Genomic DNA, 16,773 nt, shown 5'->3' with positions numbered 1-16,773 from the left:
AAGCAGTGCGAGGCCGAATGTAACACTTGCTTTTTTCGACGTCTAGTGGGTTGGAAAAGAAAAGCCCCGGTATTTCCGGGGCTTTTTCACATCACAGGTGGGCGTCGAGGAACGCGGCCAGCTGCGATTTGGACAGTGCGCCGACCTTGGTAGCCTCGACGTTGCCGTTCTTGAACAGCATCAGCGTTGGGATGCCACGCACGCCATGCTTGGCCGGGGTTTCCTGGTTGTCGTCGATGTTCAGCTTGGCGACAGTCAGTTTGCCTTCGTAGGTGGAAGCGATGTCGTCCAGAACCGGAGCGATCATCTTGCATGGACCGCACCATTCAGCCCAGTAGTCGACCAGCACCGGGCCTTGGGCTTGCAGGACTTCGGCCTCGAAGGTGGCGTCGGTGACGTGTTTGATCAGATCGCTGCTCATGGATATCTCCGGGGTCGTAAGCATAAAAACGTGGCCCATCATAGCCGCAGAGGCTGACTACAGGAAGTCACAGACGATTGAGTGTAACTATAGTTGTGCAAGACGCCGCGAATCGAAACTGTCATATGCGTGTCATAACATCGAATGGCACATTGCCCTGCATCAAGCCTTGGCGTGCCACGCGTTGGCGACAGCCCCGTATCGTGTCACGATTGCCAGGTTAACGACCGAGAACATCCAGATCATGCCGCATACCAACGCGAAGAACCTGTCTCTGATCGCCGCCATCGACCTTGGCTCCAACAGTTTTCACATGGTCGTGGCCAAGGCCCACCACACCGAGATCCGCATTCTCGAACGGCTGGGGGAAAAGGTTCAGCTGGCCGCCGGCATCGACGAAGAGCGCAAGCTCAGCGAAGAAGCCATGGAACGGGGCCTCGAATGCCTCAAGCGCTTCGCCCAACTGATCAACGGGCTGCCCGCGGGTGCGGTGCGCATCGTTGGCACCAACGCCCTGCGCGAGGCGCGCAACCGCAACGAATTCATCCAGCGCGCCGAGGCCATTCTCGGGCACCCGGTGGAAGTGATTTCCGGCCGTGAGGAAGCCCGCCTGATCTACCTCGGCGTCTCCCACACCCTGGCCGACAACCCAGGTAAGCGCCTGGTCGCCGACATCGGCGGCGGCAGTACCGAGTTCATCATCGGCCAGCGGTTCGAGCCACTGCTGCGCGAGAGCCTGCAAATGGGCTGCGTCAGCTTCACCCAGCGCTACTTCCGCGACGGCAAGATCACCCCGGCGCGTTATGCCCAGGCCTACACCGCCGCGCGCCTGGAGCTGATGAGCATCGAAAACGCCCTGCACCGCCTGACCTGGGACGAAGCCATCGGGTCGTCCGGCACCATCCGCGCCATCGGCGCAGCCATCAAGGCCAGCGGCCTGGGCAATGGCGAGGTCAACGCCGAAGGGCTGGCGTGGGTCAAACGCAAACTGTTCAAGCTGGGCGAGGTCGACAAGATCGACTTCGAAGGGGTCAAGCCAGACCGCCGCACTATCTTCCCGGCAGGCCTTGCGATTCTCGAGGCCATCTTCGACGCCCTCGAACTGCAACGCATGGACCACTGCGACGGCGCCCTGCGCGAAGGCGTGCTGTTCGACCTGCTCGGCCGCCATCACCACGAAGACGTGCGCGAGCGCACCCTCAACTCCTTGATGGAGCGTTACCACGTCGACCAAGGCCAGGCCGCGCGCGTCGAGCGCAAGGCACTGCACGCGTTCGACCAGGTAGCAAAAGCTTGGAATCTGGAAGAGGGCAATTGGCGCGATCTTCTGGGATGGGCCGCGAAAGTGCACGAAGTTGGGCTGGACATCGCCCACTATCACTACCACAAGCACGGCGCCTACCTGATCGAGCACTCCGACCTGTCGGGCTTCTCCCGTGAGGATCAGCAGATGATGGCCCTGCTGGTACGCGGCCATCGCCGCAACATCCCCAAGGACAAGTTCGCCGAGTTCGGCGATGAAGGCGTGCAGCTGATTCGCCTGTGCGTACTGCTGCGCTTCGCCATCCTGTTCCACCACATTCGTGGCACGCAGCAAATGCCGAAGGTACAGCTGCAAGCAGGCGACAACAGCCTCGATGTGGTCTTCCCTGAAGGCTGGCTGGAGCAGAACCAGCTGACCCAGGCCGACTTCGCCAACGAGGCGGAGTGGCTGGCCCGGGTCGGCTTCGTCCTCAGCGTACGTTGAGGACCGGGTTGCTCAGGCGCTCCAGCAGGGTCGCCTGGGCACTGCGCGGGTTCTGGTTGCCGGTCGGGGTGCTGCGCACGTAGCGCCCATCCGACTGCAGCGTCCAGGCATGGGTGTTGTCGGTCAGGTAGCTTTCCAGCTCTTTCTTCACCCGCAGCAACAGCTTCTTGCCTTCGACCGGGAAGCAGGTCTCGACGCGCTTGTCGAGGTTGCGCTCCATCCAGTCGGCACTGGACAGGTAGATCTGCTCCTCGCCGCCATTGAGGAAGTAGAACACCCGGGTGTGCTCCAGGAAGCGGCCGATGATCGAGCGCACGTGAATGTTGTGCGAAACCCCCGGAATACCTGGCCGCAGGCAGCACATACCGCGCACCACCAGGTCGATGCGCACCCCGGACTGGCTAGCCTTGTACAGCGCCTTGATGACCTTGGCATCGGTCAGCGAGTTGAACTTGGCGATGATGTGCGCAGGCTTGCCGTCCAGTGCGAACTGGGTCTCGCGGGCAATCATGTCGAGCATGCCCTTCTTCAGCGTGAAGGGTGCGTGCAGCAGCTTTTTCATGCGCAGGGTCTTACCCATGCCGATCAGCTGGCTGAACAGCTTGCCGACGTCTTCGGTGAGGGCGTCGTCAGAAGTCAGCAGGCTGTAGTCGGTGTACAGGCGGGCGTTGCCGGCGTGGTAGTTGCCGGTACCCAGGTGCGCATAGCGGACGATTTCGCCCTGCTCACGCCGTAGGATCAGCATCATCTTGGCGTGGGTCTTGAACCCGACCACCCCGTAAATCACCACCGCACCCGCCGCTTGCAGGCGGCTGGCCATCTGCAGGTTGGACTCTTCGTCGAAACGCGCGCGCAATTCGATCACCGCAGTGACTTCCTTGCCGTTACGGGCAGCGTCCACCAACGCGTCGACGATCTCCGAGTTGGCACCGGAGCGATACAGGGTCTGGCGCACGGCCAGCACATGCGGGTCCTTGGCGGCCTGGCGCAGCAGGTCGACCACCGGCGTGAACGACTCGAACGGGTGCATCAGCAGCACGTCCTGCTTACTGATCACGCTGAAGATGTTGTCAGCGTTCTGCAGCAGCTTGGGGATCGCCGGGGTGAACGGCATGTATTGCAGCTGCGGGTGGCTGTCGAGGCCGGTGATGCTGAACAGGCGGGTCAAGTTGACCGGGCCATTGACCTGGTACAGCTCGCTCTCACTCAGGCTGAACTGCTTGAGCAGGTAGTCCGACAGGTGTTTCGGGCAGGTATCAGCCACCTCAAGCCGCACGGCATCACCGTAACGGCGCGAGAACAGCTCGCCGCGCAGGGCGCGGGCCAAGTCGTCGACTTCTTCGGAGTCCAGCGCCAGGTCGGCGTTTCGGGTCAGGCGGAACTGGTAGCAGCCCTTGACCTTCATGCCCTGGAACAGGTCGTCGGCGTGCGCGTGGATCATCGACGACAGGAATACATAGTTAGCGCCCGGGCCACCGACTTCTTCAGGCACGCGGATGACCCGCGGCAACAGGCGCGGCGCCGGGATGATCGCCAGGCCCGAGTCGCGGCCGAAAGCATCGACGCCTTCGAGCTCGACGATGAAGTTGAGGCTCTTGTTCACCAGCAAGGGGAACGGGTGCGTCGGGTCGAGGCCGATCGGGGTGATGATCGGCGCGATCTCGTCACGGAAGAAGCGCCGCACCCAGGTCTTGAGCTTGGGCGTCCAGTGACGGCGACGGATGAAGCGGATGTGGTGTTTTTCAAGCTCTGGCAGCAGCACGTCGTTGAGGATCGCGTACTGGCGATCCACCTCGGTGTGCACCAGCTCGCTGATGCGCGCCAGCGCCTGGTGCGGCTGCAAGCCGTCGGCCCCGGCCTGTTCGCGGGCGAAATTGATCTGCTTCTTCAGGCCGGCGACGCGGATCTCGAAGAATTCGTCGAGGTTGCTGGAGAAGATCAGCAGGAATTTCAGACGCTCGAGCAGCGGGTAGCTCTCGTCCAGTGCCTGCTCCAGCACCCGAATGTTGAACTGCAACTGCGACAGCTCGCGATGAATGTACAGGCTGCTGTCGTCGAGGCCCGGGACGGTGATCGCCGGTGCCGGCGCGGGGGCCGGTGCCGCGGCCTCGACCACAGGCTCGGGCTCTGGCGCCGGCGGCAGGTCTGGCGGGGTTTGCACCATCTCTTCGGGGACTGCCTGGGCGTCCTTGATCGCGACAGGGGTGAGCACTTCATTATTCATCTGGACGTTCCTGGAGGACGTTAACGCCCTATCATCAATTGAGCGGGACGATAAGCGGCCATTATGACGCCTGTGTTACACCCACTGGCAAGCCTGCGACTTGTGGCCGAAGGCATTGTCCTTGTAGGAATTGTTCACGTCGAGACACATTTGGACACTTTCATCCACGCGCGCGAAGGGGTAGGCTGCGCGTTCATTTCGCCAGCACCTCAGAAAATGCTTCAACAATTCCTGCAGGATTTCGGCTACTTCGCCCTTTTTCTAGGCACCTTCTTTGAAGGCGAGACCATCCTGGTGCTTGCGGGTTTCCTCGCGTTCCGCGGTTACATGGACATCAAGCTGGTGTGCTTGGTGGCCTTCTTCGGCAGCTATGCCGGCGATCAGCTGTGGTACTTCATGGGCCGTCGCCATGGGCGTAAGATCCTGGCACGCAAACCGCGCTGGCAGGCCATGGGTGATCGGGCGCTGGACCACATCCGCCGCCACCCCGACATCTGGGTGCTGAGCTTCCGCTTCGTCTATGGGCTGCGCACGGTCATGCCGGTGGCCATTGGCCTGTCGGGCTATCCGCCGCGCCGCTACCTGCTGCTCAACGGCCTCGGTGCCGCCATCTGGGCGCTGGCCCTGGGCGCAGCGGCCTACCACTTCGGCGCCATCCTCGAAGGCTTGCTGGGCAATGTGAAGAAGTACGAGCTATGGGTGCTCGGCGGCCTGTTGTTGCTCGGTGTCCTGCTCTGGCTGCGCCGGCGCTTCCGCACCCTGCGCGCGGAGCGCAAGGCGGCGGCACTGGCTCAGGCCCCAGACGCTGAGCAGGCTGTAAGCCAGGAGCAAGACCCACCCAAGCGGCGTGATCACCGCTAAGCCCAGAGCGCCAGCCAGGTACAGCGCTGGCGCATTCGACAGCAACCGCGCCCGCTCCAGGCGCACGGCCCAGGGCCGGTTCTCCAGCAGCGCGCCGAGCACGAACAGGCCCAAGGCCATCACCGACCAGCCCAGTATCAGGGCGGCGGCAGGCACGCGCTCCGCGGCCTCCATCAAATAGCTGCCCAAGGCCACATAGACGACGAACTGCGCCGCTACATAGGCCTGCTGCGCCCGCCCCAGGGCAACCTCGAACTTGCAAAACAACGCCAGGTCCGGCTTGGCCTGCGGGTAACGCGCCGCGACATCGGCCGGGCGCCAGCCCGTGGGCATGAACCAGATCCGCCACTTGTCCCACACGCTGCGCGTGCGCCGGGCATCACGCCACAGCTGGGCGTAGAACTGCAGGTTGGCCCACAGCGGGTTCCAGCTGGCCAGTGGCGTGGTCACGCCGAACACCACGGGCTCGGCCGGGTCCTCTTCCTTGAACGTTCCGAACAGGCGGTCCCAGAGAATGAACACGCCGCCGTAATTGCGATCCAAGTAAACAGGATTTTGCGCATGGTGGACGCGATGGTTGGATGGCGTGATGAATATCCACTCAAGCCAACAGAGTTTGGCAATGTGCCGGGTATGCACCCAGAACTGGTACAGCAGGTTCAGCGACGCCACGGTGATGAACACCAGGGGCGGCACGCCGATCAGCGCCAATGGCAGGTAGAAGATCCACGAAAAAATGAAGCCGCTGCTGGTCTGGCGCAGCGCCGTGGTGAGGTTGTACTCCTCGCTCTGGTGGTGCACCGAATGGGCCGCCCACAGCACGTTGCGTTCGTGCCCCAGGCGGTGCAGCCAGTAGTAGCAGAGGTCGTACAGGACGAACGCCAGCACCCACACCCACCACGCTTGCTGGGGCAAGCGCAGCAGCGCCAGATGCTCCCAGGCCAAGGCATAGGTCAGCAGCCCGACACCTTTGGTCAACAGGCCAGTGCTGGTCGACAAGGCGCCTGTACTCAGGCTGTTGATCGCGTCGGCCAGGGTGTAATTACGCTGGCCACGCACGCGGTCAGCCACCAGCTCGACGGCGATCAATACGAAGAAGAACGGCACGGCCAGCAGTATCAGGTCCATGGTGACGACCTCAGGCGTTATCCACAAAGATTAGGCCGCGACCGCGGGAATCCCTATGGCTACATCTGCCAAACTAGAGGACATTTAGCGCCTCGACACTGGAGTAATGAGCATGACGAAAAAAGTAGCGGTGATACTTTCCGGCTGTGGCGTCTATGACGGCGCCGAAATCCACGAAAGCGTGATCACCCTGCTGCGCCTCGACCAGCGCGGGGCGCAGGTGCAGTGCTTTGCGCCGAACATCGCGCAGATGCATGTGATCAATCACCTGACCGGCGAAGAAATGCCCGAGTCGCGCAACGTGCTGGTGGAGTCGGCGCGTATTGCCCGTGGCGAGGTCAAGGACATCCGCGAAGCCAATGCCGAAGACTTCGATGCACTGATTGTGCCCGGTGGTTTCGGGGCGGCGAAAAACCTCTCCAACTTTGCCGTCGAAGGCACCAACTGCAGCGTCAACCCAGACGTGCTGGCCCTGGCCGAAGCCTTTGCCGATGCCTGCAAGCCGGTTGGGCTGATCTGCATCTCGCCAGCACTGGCGGCGAAGATTTACGGCCCAGGCGTGGTCTGCACCATCGGCAACGATGCCGGCACGGCTGCTGCGGTAGAGAAGATGGGTGGCAAGCATGAAGAGTGCGATGTGCACGACATCGTTGAAGACACCCAGCGCAAGCTGGTGACGACCCCGGCCTACATGGTTGCGAAGTCGATCAGCGAAGCAGCCGGTGGGATCTACAAGCTGGTAGACCGGGTGCTGGAGCTGACCCACGAGGGCGACCAATAACCCCCAGCCTACGCTGCCTTGGTAGGAGCAGCCTTGCGCTGCGAAGAGGCCGTTGAAGCCTCAAGGCATTCAGTGGCCATGCCGGCCCTTTCGCAGCACAAGGCTGCTCCTACAAAAGCCGTGGACGTCAGGTGGGCTTGGACAAGCGCGCGATAATCCGGTCCAGCGCATTGGCGAATGCCTGTTTCTCGCGCTCGCCATACGGCGCCTGCCCTCCCCCAACCTGCCCTTGCTCGCGCAAATCGGTGAACAGGTTGCGCGTCGCCAGCCGGTCGCCCATGTTGCGCTCGTCAAACTCGCGCCCGCGCGGGTCCAGCGCCGCCACGCCTTTCTTGACCAGCCGATCGGCCAACGGCACGTCGCTGCAGATCACCAGTTCACCAGGCTCGGCGTTGTCGACCAAATAGTCGTCGGCCGCATCCATACCGCTGGGTACCACGATCAGCCGCACACAGGCAAAGGCCGGCTTGCTTTGCGCCTGGCCTGCCACCATCACCACCTCGAGTTTGCGCTTGAGGGCGAACTTGACGATCAAATCCTTTGCCGCCTTGGGGCAAGCGTCGGCATCGATCCATACACGCATCCGTAAACACCTCTAAATCAGCGAGACTACGCTCATGCAGCCCATCATGCCCGAAGCGGGCTGAAAGCTGGAGTCGGCGGGCTTCACCCACACGCAAGGACGCTGGAAAAATGACGCCAACAAGTCGATTTAGCGCTTATCCGACTGGTTCACTCAGGCTAAACTCGCGGCAGCCCTACTGGCCTGCCACGAGCGCGCAATGAACCACCCCCAAGAAATCCGCCCAGACCTGGACGAAGGCATCGACCGCAAAGTTCTGGCGACCTTGCGTGCGCGCTTTCTGACGCTCAACCAAGGTCGCCTGCAACGTGCGATGGAGGGGCTGTCGACCCGCCAGCAACAGGTACTGACGCTGTTGCCGCTGCTGTTCCACGTCAACCACCCACTGCTGCCCGGCTATGTCTCGAGCAGCACGCCCGCCGGGGTGGCCGGTTTCGAGCCTGCCGACGACCTGGTCGCCGAAGCGCAACGGCTGGCACGCTCGTTCGCCTACAAGGCCCGCCAGGGGCAGGCAGCGCGCCCAATCCATGGCGTGTTCCTGATGGGCAGCCTGGGCTCGCTGGCCCAGGCCGAACAAAGCGACATGGACTTGTGGGTCTGCCATGCGCCAGGCCTGGGTGATGACCTGCTGAACGAGCTGCGCCGCAAATGCCAACTGCTGGAAACCTGGGCCGCCAGCCTGGGCGCCGAGGCACACTTCTTCCTCATCGACCCGCAAGGCTTTGCGCAAGGCGAGCGGGACGGCCAGCTTGGCTCCGACGACTGCGGCACCACCCAGCATTACCTGCTGCTCGACGAGTTCTACCGCACCGCCATCTGGCTGGCTGGGCGTACGCCGCTGTGGTGGCTGGTGCCGGTCTACGAAGAGCACAACTACAGTGCCTATACCCAGACCTTGCTCAGCAAGCGCTTCATCCGCAGCCAGGACGTGCTCGACCTCGGCAACCTGGCGCATATCCCCCCCGGCGAGTTCGTGGGTGCAGGGCTGTGGCAACTGTTCAAAGGCATCGACTCGCCCTACAAATCGCTGCTCAAACTGCTGCTGACCGAAGCCTACGCCAGCGAGCACCCTGCCGTTCGCTGCCTGAGCCTGGACTACAAGCATGCGGTGTTCGCCAACCAGCTCGACCTCGACGAGCTGGACCCTTACGTGATGGTCTATCGGCGCATCGAGCACTATCTGCGGCAACGCGGCGAAACGGCGCGCCTTGAGCTGGTCAGGCGCAGCCTGTACCTGAAGGTCAACAAGAAACTCAGCGGCCAGGTGCGCGCCAACGGTTGGCAGCGCCAATTGCTGCAGCGCCTGACGGACGAATGGGGTTGGGACGAGCGCCAGCTGGCCCTGCTCGACAGCCGCAGCCAATGGAAGGTTGGCCAGGTCGCGGTCGAACGCCGCGAGCTGGTGGCTGAGCTGAACCACAGCTACCGCTTCCTCAGCCAGTTCGCCCAGACCCGCAACGCCAGCAGCCGCGCCGACCAGCGTGACCTCAATGTGCTGGGCCGGCGCCTGTACGCCGCCTTCGAGCGCCGTGCCGGCAAGACCGAGGTGATCAACCCTGGGATCGCCCCGGACCTGGCAGAGGGCACCCTCACCCTGGTCCAGGCCCCCAACCGCAAAGAGCCGGGCAGCCACCACTGGGAGCTTTACACCGGCAACCTGAGCACGCACGAGGTGACGCATTTCAGCCCGATCAAACGTTGCCGCGAGCTGCTCGAACTGCTGACCTGGGCCCATCGCAATGGCGTCATCGACAGCAGTACACGCTTCGCCGTGCATCCTGGCGCCAGTGACCTGCGCGAGCTCGAGCTGTTCAACCTGCTGGGCAGCTTGCAGCAGACCCTCGACCTGCCGCTGCCGACCGTCAGCGAAGTCCGCCTGCTGCAGCCCAGTGTGGCCGACGAGATCCTGTTGCTGATCAACGTCGGCATCGACCCGCTGCGCCAGCACCGCGACCTGAACATCCTGATGACCACCGAGCGCACCGACTCGCTGAGCTACGCCGGCGTGCGCGAAAACCTGGTGCTGACGCTGGACCAGGTCACCCTCAACAGCTGGAACGAAGTGCTGGTACAGCGCTACGACGGCGAGCACGCGTTGCTGCGCTGCCTGCGCGATTACCTCAACAGCCTCGGCCAGCGCGGCCACCGCCCCCGGCTACGGGTACGCTGCTTCTGCCACAACCGCGCCCAGGCCATCGAGCAGCGGGTCGAGGAGGTGTTCGCCACGGTGCAACAGTTGCTCGACCAGGGGGCAAACTACCGCTACCTGCTGCAGGTAGCCCAGCACACCCATGTGCTGGAGCTGCTGCCCGGCCAGGTAAGCCTGGCGACCCTGGCTGACCACCAGGCGCTGCTGGACTACCTGAGCGAAGAACGCAGCCGCTACAGCCCGCTGCACCTGGACGCCAATGCCCTGCAGGACCACGACCTGGCACTGGTGCTGGAGCAGGGGCGGCCCGCGTGCATCCAAGTGTTCTATCGCCTGCAAGGCGCCTGGGCCGATCTGTATGTGCTGGATGAGTACAACGCGCTGTGGCAACAGCGCCTGCCATTGCAGGATGAAGCCCATCTGCTGCTGCCGCTGCAACGCTTCCTGCGTTCGGTGCTGATGCGCCGCGATACCCAACTGCCGCTGGACGCCCTGCGCCCCGCTTCGCTGGATATCCAATATGGGCAGTTACTGCCGTCAGGCCCTGGCAAGGCGCGCAGCATCGAGCCACGGCTGGTGCCTGTCGAGGGCAGCGGCCAGCCGTACTATGAGGTTCAGGCGATTATCCAGGGCGGTGCTGCGGGCGCCGTGACGGTGACGTTGTACTGTGACCAGCAGGAGTTCTCCGAGCTGGACCATGGCGACCAGCTGTACGCCGTGGTCGCCCGGCAGATCATCGGGCAACGCCGTAGCGCCGGTCATTACCGCTGCTACATTACCGACCTGGATTTGTCCGAGCTGCTGGGTGATGAGCTGGGCGCAACCGTTTTGTACCTGCGTTACAAGCGGGAGCTGGAACAGGCGCTGAATGAGGGGCTAGAGCAGCTGCAAGCAGCGGTCGGGGGGTGAACCAGCGGGGCCGTATGGGAGCGGGCTTGCCCGCTGCCACAAGAGACTTGGCGCAGCGGCCCTCAAGGCTCACAGGTCGAAATCACCCGCCGCTTCTGGCTGGTACTCGACTTCCAGCAGCTTCAGCTTGAGGGTCTTGCCGCCCGGCGCCGGCCAGTCGATCTGCTCACCGACCGAAAGGCCCAGCAAGGCACAACCAATCGGCGCCAGGATCGATACCTTGCCTTCCGGCCCAGCATCCTTCGGGTACACCAAGGTCAAGTGGTAGTCCTTGCCGCTGGCCTCTTCACGGCAGTGCACGCGCGAGTTCATGGTCACCACCCCGGCCGGGACGTCCTCGTGACCGACCACCTGTTCGGCGCGGTCAAGCTCGTCCTGCAGGGCGAGCACACCCGGCGTACTTTCGTCGAGGCTGTCGATCAGACGCTCGAGACGTTGTACGTCCAATCGGGTGAGGATGAGGGAAGGCTTGGTGCTCATGATCCAGTCAGACTCCTTTGAACAGGCAATTTTCGTCGGGCAAATAAAGCAAAACCCCGCCCAAGGGCGGGGTTTATGATGACTTTGGCGTCACCGACGCAGAACCTGACACTACCACAGCCGGGCAAATACTCAAGCCCGTGCGCGCAAGGCCTCGGCTTCGCGGCAGATCTGCCGGCGCCGCTCGTCGTCTGCAGACCGCCATTCGCGGATGTGCTCCACAGGGCGGTGGCAGCCGGTGCAGACACGCTGCTCATCCAGGCGGCAGACGCTGATGCACGGCGATTTCACGGCCGTGCTGACATTGCTGTAGAGCGGCTTGGGCGGCCGCGGCTGCTCACTCATCTCAGATCTCGTCAAAGTCCAGCTTCTCGCCGGCCCGCTCCCAGACGATGCGCTCCAGCATCTCGCCGAGCAGCTCTTCGCTCTTCTCGCAGATCCACTTCTTGCTCTCTTCGTCATAATCGAAGTGGAAGCCACCCGACTTGTCCGCCAGCCACAACTGGCGCAGGGGCTCCTGGCGGCTGAAGATCAACTGGCTGCCGTTGTCGAACTTGATGGTCAGGACACCGGCGGAGTTCTCCATGTCCAGGTCCATGCCGCTCTCGTCGAACAGGTCTTCCAGGGCCTGTTGGGTCGCGTCGACCAGATCATGGAAACGCGCTTCGCTCAAACTCATTGCAGGAACCTCGAAATTGGCTGCGTTACAGGCAAGCCGGGCAAGATACGGGCGCTTGCCGCCGAATGCAAAGATTAGCCATTGCAGGCGGCAAGAATAGCCCGCCCGGCGGACCGGCTCTTGCATAGGCAATCCGCCGGTCGCTCGGTATACTCGGGCGCAATACTGCATATTTCAAAGGATTTCACCCATGAAGCGCCTGATTTCCTCGCTCGCGGCGCTGGTCGCGGTTGCCTGCCTCGTTTCGGCCTGCGGTCAGAAGGGCCCCCTGTACCTGCCGGAAGACGGCAAGGACGGCAAGGGCAGCCAGAAGTCGCATCAGCACAAGCACGCTCCGGCGGTACAGCCGCAAGAAGAGCAGCCTATCCAGCCCGAGCAAACGCCAGAGCAGTAAGGAAATCAGATGAACGCTTTCAATTACCGCGACGGTGAACTGTTCGCGGAAGGTGTGGCCCTGTCGGCCATCGCCGAACGTTTCGGCACCCCGACCTACGTGTACTCGCGTGCCCACATCGAAGCCCAGTACCGCAGCTATACCGACGCGCTGCAAGGCGTCGAACACCTGGTGTGCTTTGCAGTCAAGGCCAACTCCAACCTCGGTGTGCTGAACGTGCTGGCCCGTATGGGCGCAGGCTTCGACATCGTTTCCGGCGGTGAGCTGGAGCGTGTACTGGCCGCTGGCGGCCGTGCTGATCGTGTGGTGTTCTCCGGTGTCGGCAAGACCCGCGAAGACATGCGCCGCGCGCTGGAAGTCGGCGTGCACTGCTTCAACGTCGAGTCCACCGACGAGCTTGAGCGCCTGCAAGTGGTGGCCGCCGAGATGGGCAAGGTTGCCCCGGTCTCGCTGCGGGTCAACCCGGACGTCGACGCCGGCACCCACCCGTACATCTCCACCGGCCTCAAAGAAAACAAATTCGGCATCGCCATCGCCGACGCCGAAGCCATCTACGTGCGTGCCGCCCAACTGCCGAACCTGGACGTGGTCGGTGTCGACTGCCACATCGGCTCGCAGCTGACCACCGTCGAGCCGTTCCTCGATGCCCTCGACCGCCTGCTGGACCTGGTCGACCGCTTGGCCGACTGCGGCATCCACCTGCGCCACCTTGACCTGGGTGGCGGCGTTGGCGTGCGCTACCGCGATGAAGAGCCGCCTTTGGTGGCCGACTACATCAAGGCCATCCGCGCGCGCGTCGGCGACCGCGACCTGGCCCTGGTCTTCGAGCCGGGCCGCTACATCGTGGCCAACGCCGGTGTTCTGCTGACCCGCGTCGAGTACCTCAAGCACACCGAACACAAAGACTTCGCCATCATCGATGCGGCGATGAACGACCTGATCCGCCCGGCCCTGTACCAGGCCTGGATGGGCGTCAGCGCGGTCACCCCACGCGAAGGCCAAGGCCGCGCCTACGACCTGGTCGGGCCGATCTGCGAAACCGGCGACTTCATTGCCAAGGAGCGCGAGCTGAACCTGGCCGAAGGCGATCTGCTGGCTGTGCAGTCTGCCGGCGCCTATGGTTTTGTCATGAGCTCGAACTACAACACCCGTGGCCGTTGCGCCGAAATCCTGGTCGACGGTGACCAGGCGTTCGAAGTACGCCGCCGCGAAACCGTCGCCGAACTGTATGCTGGCGAAAGCCTGCTGCCGGAGTGAGCCCATGCTGCTGCGTTTCACCAAGATGCATGGGCTGGGCAATGACTTCATGGTCCTCGACCTGGTCAGCCAGCACGCACACATCCAGCCCAAGCATGCCAAGCAATGGGGCGACCGCCACACCGGCATCGGCTTCGACCAGCTGCTGATCGTCGAGGCACCGAACAATCCAGAAGTGGACTTCCGCTACCGGATCTTCAATGCCGACGGCTCCGAAGTCGAACAGTGCGGCAACGGTGCGCGCTGCTTTGCCCGCTTCGTGCTGGACAAGCGCCTGACCGCGAAAAAGCGCATCCGCGTCGAAACCAAGAGCGGCATCATCGAGCTGGACGTGCAGAACGACGGCCAGGTGAGTGTCGACATGGGCCCGCCGCGCCTGGTGCCGGCCGAAATCCCCTTTGTCGCCGACGAGCAGGCACTGAGTTACCCACTGGAAGTCGACGGCGAGGTTCACGCCATTGCCGCTGTGTCCATGGGCAACCCACATGCCGTGTTGCGCGTCGATGACGTGCATACCGCGCCTGTGCATGCCCTGGGCCCGAAGATCGAAAACCATCCGCGCTTCCCGCAGCGGGTCAACGCTGGCTTCATCCAGGTCATCGACCGTCACCGTGCCAACCTGCGGGTCTGGGAACGCGGTGCCGGCGAGACCCAGGCCTGCGGCACCGGCGCTTGCGCTGCGGCCGTGGCGGCTATCAGCCAAGGCTGGATGGACTCACCGGTGACCCTCGACCTGCCGGGTGGCCGCCTGCACATCGAATGGGCCGGCCCCGGCAAGCCCGTGTTGATGACCGGCCCGGCCGTACGCGTCTACGAAGGACAGGTTCGTCTCTAAGCGAGTAACCGCCATGACCGATCAGCCCAAGGTTGTACCCCAGCAGTCCACCGAGCTCGATGCCGAGGCGGTGGTCGCGTACCTGCGCGCCCACCCGACCTTCTTCGCCGAGCACGACGAGCTGCTGGTCGAGCAGCGCATCCCCCACCAGCGTGGCGACAGCGTGTCGCTGGTGGAGCGCCAGCTCAAGCTGCTGCGCGACCGCAACATCGAGATGCGCCATCGCCTGTCGCAACTGATGGACGTGGCGCGAGATAACGACCGGCTGTTCGACAAGACCCGCCGGCTGATCCTCGACCTGCTCGATGCAGGCAGCCTGGAAGAAGTGGTGATAGCGGTCGAAGACAGCCTGCGCCAGGAGTTTCAGGTGCCCTTCGTCAGCCTGATCCTGTTCGGCGATAACGTCGCGCCAGTGGGCCGCTGGGTCAGCAACGCCGAGGCGCACCAAGCCATCGGCGGCCTGCTGGGGGGCGGCAAAACGGTCAGCGGCAACCTGCGCGACCATGAGCTGGCGTTCCTGTTCGGTGAAGATCAGCGCCTCGAAGTCGGCTCCAGCGCCGTTGCCGCCCTCGAATATCAAGGGCTGCACGGCGTGCTGGCGATTGGCAGCCGCGACCCGCAACACTACAAGAGCAGCGTCGGCACCCTGTTCCTCGGCTACATTGCCGAGGTGCTGGGCCGTGTCGTGCCGCGCGTTACCCAGACCCTGCGTCCGGTGCGCTGATGGAACGCCAGCTGGAGGCTTATTGCGCACACCTGCGCAATGAGCGCCAGGTGTCCGAGCACACCCTGCTGGCCTACCGCCGTGACCTCGACAAGGTCATTGCCTACTGCAACGATCAGGGCATCGCCGGCTGGCAAGCGCTGCAAATCCAGCAGCTACGCCAGTTGATCGCCCGTCAGCACCACCAAGGCCAATCCTCGCGCAGCCTGGCGCGCCTGCTGTCGGCCGTGCGCGGCTTGTACCGATACCTGAACCGTGAAGGGCTGTGCCAGCACGACCCGGCCAGCGGCCTGTCTGCGCCCAAGGGCGAGCGCCGCCTGCCCAAGACGCTGGATACCGACCGCGCCCTGCAACTGCTCGACGGCGGCGTCGACGACGACTTCATTGCCCGACGTGACCAGGCCATCCTCGAACTGTTCTATTCGTCAGGCCTGCGCCTGTCCGAACTGGCTGGCCTCGACCTCGAATACCTCGACCTTGCCGGCGGGCTGGTGCAGGTGCTGGGCAAGGGTGGCAAGGCGCGCGTACTGCCTGTCGGCCGTAAAGCCCGCGAGGCCCTGCAAGCGTGGTTGCGCCTGCGCGGCATCGGCGGCCCACGCGACAGCGCCGTGTTCATCACACGTCAGGGTAATCGCCTGAGCCCACGGGCCATCCAGATGCGGGTCAAGGTCGCCGGCGAGCGTGAGCTGGGCCAGCACCTGCACCCGCACATGCTTCGCCATTCTTTCGCCAGCCATCTGCTGGAATCGTCCCAGGACCTGCGTGCGGTGCAAGAGATGCTCGGCCATGCCGACATCAGCACCACGCAAATCTACACCCACCTGGACTTCCAGCACCTGGCCGCGGTGTACGACAGCGCCCACCCCCGGGCCAAACGCAGCAAAGGCACAGACTCATGAGCATCAAGCTGATCACCTTCGACCTCGATGACACCCTGTGGGACACCGCGCCGGTGATTGCCAGCGCTGAAGTGGTCCTGCGCGACTGGCTCGAAGCCAACGCGCCGATCCTCGGCGGCGTACCGGTCGAACACCTGTTCGCCATTCGCGAGCGCCTGGTGCAGGCCGAGCCCGGCCTCAAGCACCGGATCAGCGCCCTGCGCCGGCGGGTGCTGTTCCATGCCCTGGAAGAAGTCGGCTACAGCGAAAAGCACGCGCAGGCGCTGGCCAACGAAGGCTTTGAAGTGTTCCTGCATGCACGCCACCAGGTGGAAATCTTCCCTGAGGTGCAGCCGGTGCTGGAAATCCTGCGCCACCAGTACACCCTGGGGGTGGTCACCAACGGCAACGCCGATGTGAGCCGCCTGGGCTTGGCGGACTACTTCCGCTTTGCCTTGTGCGCCGAGGACCTAGGCATCGGCAAACCGGACCCGGCACCGTTTCTGGAGGCGCTGAAACGTGGCGAGGTCGAGGCCAGCGCGGCGGTGCATGTGGGTGACCACCCCGGCGATGACATCGCCGGCGCCCAACGGGCCGGGTTGCGGGCCGTGTGGTTCAACCCTCAAGGCAAGGCCTGGGCCGGTGAGCGGGCACCCGATGCCGAGATCCAGCGGCTTTCGCAACTGCCTGAGGTAATGGCGCGCTGGCGCTGACAGGGACCGC

The 16,773-nt window shown here is 63.6% G+C and carries 16 protein-coding genes and 1 pseudogene; 10 read left to right on the top strand and 7 right to left on the bottom strand.

The window, feature by feature from the left end; genetic code table 11:
- Nucleotides 1–91 precede the first annotated feature (91 nt).
- Nucleotides 92–421 carry a thioredoxin TrxA gene (trxA, locus tag QOS90_RS01570; protein WP_009684153.1) on the bottom strand — a complete coding sequence of 110 codons (330 nt, stop codon included), beginning with the start codon at nucleotides 419–421 and terminating at the stop codon, nucleotides 92–94.
- Between the two features lie 244 nt (nucleotides 422–665).
- Here trxA and ppx point away from each other — a divergent pair, with 244 nt between their 5' ends.
- On the top strand, nucleotides 666–2,168 hold the full coding sequence (gene ppx, locus QOS90_RS01565; RefSeq protein ID WP_027592219.1) for an exopolyphosphatase: 1,503 nt from the start codon (nucleotides 666–668) through the stop codon (nucleotides 2,166–2,168).
- Here the strand turns inward: ppx and ppk1 are convergent.
- Complete coding sequence (gene ppk1, locus QOS90_RS01560; protein ID WP_027592218.1) at nucleotides 2,155–4,392, bottom strand: polyphosphate kinase 1; 2,238 nt, start codon at nucleotides 4,390–4,392, stop codon at nucleotides 2,155–2,157. The genes ppx and ppk1 overlap by 14 nt on opposite strands.
- Before the next feature lie 216 nt (nucleotides 4,393–4,608).
- On the opposite strand from ppk1, the gene QOS90_RS01555 reads away from it, so the two are divergent.
- Nucleotides 4,609–5,253, top strand: a complete 645-nt coding sequence (locus QOS90_RS01555; protein ID WP_177323866.1) for a DedA family protein — start codon at nucleotides 4,609–4,611, stop codon at nucleotides 5,251–5,253.
- Nucleotides 5,254–5,754: 501 nt separating this feature from the next.
- Here QOS90_RS01555 and QOS90_RS01550 read toward each other — a convergent pair.
- Nucleotides 5,755–6,381: pseudogene (locus QOS90_RS01550) on the bottom strand (sterol desaturase family protein); the annotation flags it as partial.
- 112 nt (nucleotides 6,382–6,493) lie between these two features.
- On the opposite strand from QOS90_RS01550, the gene elbB reads away from it, so the two are divergent.
- Nucleotides 6,494–7,162, top strand: a complete 669-nt coding sequence (gene elbB, locus QOS90_RS01545) for an isoprenoid biosynthesis glyoxalase ElbB (RefSeq protein WP_027592215.1) — start codon at nucleotides 6,494–6,496, stop codon at nucleotides 7,160–7,162.
- 127 nt (nucleotides 7,163–7,289) lie between these two features.
- Here the strand turns inward: elbB and QOS90_RS01540 are convergent, their stop codons facing one another.
- The gene (locus QOS90_RS01540) at nucleotides 7,290–7,745 is read right to left on the bottom strand and encodes a YaiI/YqxD family protein (protein ID WP_027592214.1); all 456 of its coding nucleotides are present in this window, start codon (nucleotides 7,743–7,745) and stop codon (nucleotides 7,290–7,292) included.
- A 199-nt stretch (nucleotides 7,746–7,944) separates the two neighbouring features.
- On the opposite strand from QOS90_RS01540, the gene QOS90_RS01535 reads away from it, so the two are divergent.
- Entirely contained in the window at nucleotides 7,945–10,803 is a 2,859-nt protein-coding gene (locus QOS90_RS01535) for a class I adenylate cyclase (RefSeq protein WP_027592213.1), read from the top strand.
- Between the two features lie 69 nt (nucleotides 10,804–10,872).
- On the opposite strand, the gene rnk is transcribed toward QOS90_RS01535, so the two are convergent.
- The 3 genes from rnk to cyaY all read right to left on the bottom strand — a co-directional run bounded on the left by rnk (nucleotide 10,873) and on the right by cyaY (nucleotide 11,962).
- A complete protein-coding gene (gene rnk / locus QOS90_RS01530) occupies nucleotides 10,873–11,283 on the bottom strand; it encodes a nucleoside diphosphate kinase regulator (protein WP_027592212.1) in 411 nt (136 codons plus the stop codon).
- 132 nt (nucleotides 11,284–11,415) lie between these two features.
- Complete coding sequence (locus QOS90_RS01525; protein WP_027592211.1) at nucleotides 11,416–11,628, bottom strand: DUF1289 domain-containing protein; 213 nt, start codon at nucleotides 11,626–11,628, stop codon at nucleotides 11,416–11,418.
- A 1-nt stretch (nucleotide 11,629) separates the two neighbouring features.
- Nucleotides 11,630–11,962, bottom strand: coding sequence for an iron donor protein CyaY (cyaY, locus tag QOS90_RS01520; RefSeq protein WP_027592210.1), 333 nt, complete (start codon nucleotides 11,960–11,962; stop codon nucleotides 11,630–11,632).
- Between the two features lie 190 nt (nucleotides 11,963–12,152).
- Between cyaY and lptM the strand changes: the two genes are divergently transcribed.
- Genes lptM through QOS90_RS01490 form a run of 6 tightly spaced genes read left to right on the top strand, consistent with a single transcriptional unit; the run spans nucleotide 12,153 to nucleotide 16,763 of the window.
- A complete protein-coding gene (gene lptM, locus QOS90_RS01515) occupies nucleotides 12,153–12,356 on the top strand; it encodes an LPS translocon maturation chaperone LptM (RefSeq protein ID WP_033693895.1) in 204 nt (67 codons plus the stop codon).
- A 9-nt stretch (nucleotides 12,357–12,365) separates the two neighbouring features.
- Nucleotides 12,366–13,613 carry a diaminopimelate decarboxylase gene (lysA, locus tag QOS90_RS01510; protein WP_027592209.1) on the top strand — a complete coding sequence of 416 codons (1,248 nt, stop codon included), beginning with the start codon at nucleotides 12,366–12,368 and terminating at the stop codon, nucleotides 13,611–13,613.
- A 4-nt stretch (nucleotides 13,614–13,617) separates the two neighbouring features.
- The gene (gene dapF / locus QOS90_RS01505; RefSeq protein WP_027592208.1) at nucleotides 13,618–14,448 is read left to right on the top strand and encodes a diaminopimelate epimerase; all 831 of its coding nucleotides are present in this window, start codon (nucleotides 13,618–13,620) and stop codon (nucleotides 14,446–14,448) included.
- Between the two features lie 13 nt (nucleotides 14,449–14,461).
- Complete coding sequence (locus QOS90_RS01500; protein ID WP_027592207.1) at nucleotides 14,462–15,172, top strand: DUF484 family protein; 711 nt, start codon at nucleotides 14,462–14,464, stop codon at nucleotides 15,170–15,172.
- On the top strand, nucleotides 15,172–16,071 hold the full coding sequence (gene xerC, locus QOS90_RS01495) for a tyrosine recombinase XerC (protein ID WP_027592206.1): 900 nt from the start codon (nucleotides 15,172–15,174) through the stop codon (nucleotides 16,069–16,071). Before QOS90_RS01500 ends, xerC begins: the two co-directional genes overlap by 1 nt.
- Nucleotides 16,068–16,763: an HAD family hydrolase gene (locus tag QOS90_RS01490; RefSeq protein WP_085272188.1), complete on the top strand. Its 696-nt coding sequence runs from the start codon at nucleotides 16,068–16,070 to the stop codon at nucleotides 16,761–16,763. The genes xerC and QOS90_RS01490 overlap by 4 nt, the downstream gene beginning before the upstream one ends.
- Nucleotides 16,764–16,773 lie beyond the last annotated feature (10 nt).

It is taken from the genome of Pseudomonas sp. LAIL14HWK12:I10 (genome assembly GCF_900184205.1).
In the GTDB taxonomy this organism is placed as follows: domain Bacteria; phylum Pseudomonadota; class Gammaproteobacteria; order Pseudomonadales; family Pseudomonadaceae; genus Aquipseudomonas; species Aquipseudomonas kermanshahensis.
This window is presented reverse-complemented; position numbering and strand designations above follow the sequence as displayed.